The organism is Ferroplasma sp. Type II (genome assembly GCF_000496155.1).
Window position 1 is genome coordinate 1 of the sequence record NZ_KI542720.1, and the last position, 1,042, is coordinate 1,042.

At 29.6% G+C, this 1,042-nt stretch carries 1 protein-coding gene and 1 pseudogene; both read left to right on the plus strand.

Annotated features, from left to right (window positions below; genetic code table 11):
• Positions 1-657 (plus strand): ATPase domain-containing protein (locus tag AMDU4_RS06755; protein ID WP_021787233.1); only part of this gene is annotated, 657 nt, incomplete at its 5' end.
• 6 nt (positions 658-663) lie between these two features.
• Positions 664-1,042: pseudogene (locus AMDU4_RS06760) on the plus strand (glycosyl transferase); the annotation flags it as partial.

Sequence of the window (1,042 nt, forward strand, 5' to 3'; positions counted from 1 at the left end):
AAAGGCCTGATTATTTTAACAGATACATTTCCTGAGGCATTTGTTGAAAATATAAGGACAATGGATATAAATTTCTATGAGAGCTATAAAAACGACATGATAGAAATTATGGAAATTTCTGACAAGACAAAATCATTGAAACTGGAAAATATGAAAAATAAAGCAGATTATAGAGAATTTATCACAAAAGTTATTTCCGGGTTAAAAAAAGTTATAGTGGCAAATAACATTAAAAGGGTGGTTATAGATATGGTAATGCCATTACTTATCCCGGATGATGATTATATTAATTTATTTATAAATAGCCTTGCCATGGAAGGTGTAGTAGTAATTATAACAAGCATTTTACAGAATTCCGATTTAAGTGTTTATGGTTCTGAAGAGAACTATGTAGCTGGCATAATAAAACTGGACTATAAATTAAGCACAAAAGGGATTGATAGGACAATGATGATACCTAAAATGCCCGTTCCACTGAACAATACTATGCCTATGCATTTTGCCATAACTTCCAGCGGAATAGAAATCACATCAAAGGTAAATTACGTAGTTAACCAGAATAAGCTAAAAGTTACCAATCAGGTTAATGCCGTAAATAATTATACTAAGAAGGAAGAACCTGTTGATGAATATGCCTTTTTTAAATCATATAAGTGAGGGTATATGAAAAAATATTCTTTTTTAATGAATATAATCACATTATTGTCCATTATTTTCATATTTATCGGCATATTTTCTCTAGGTTACTCTATTATAATATTGCATTATAAAAATAGCATTATAACCTTTTTATTTTCATTTTACTTCTGGCTTGCAACCTTATTTTTCGGAATACAGAGTTTAGCGCTAATGCTTTCTTACAGGAGGAGCAAATATAAATATAGTAATACAGTGCCAAAGTCAAACATTTTTTTAAGATCACATGTAAAAAAAATAGCAGTTCTTGTTCCCATATATAATGAGGATAAAGATATGGTAGCAAGGAATTTAATGGCGATACATAGCAGTGCATCGCANATGGTTAATTTATATATTTTAGATG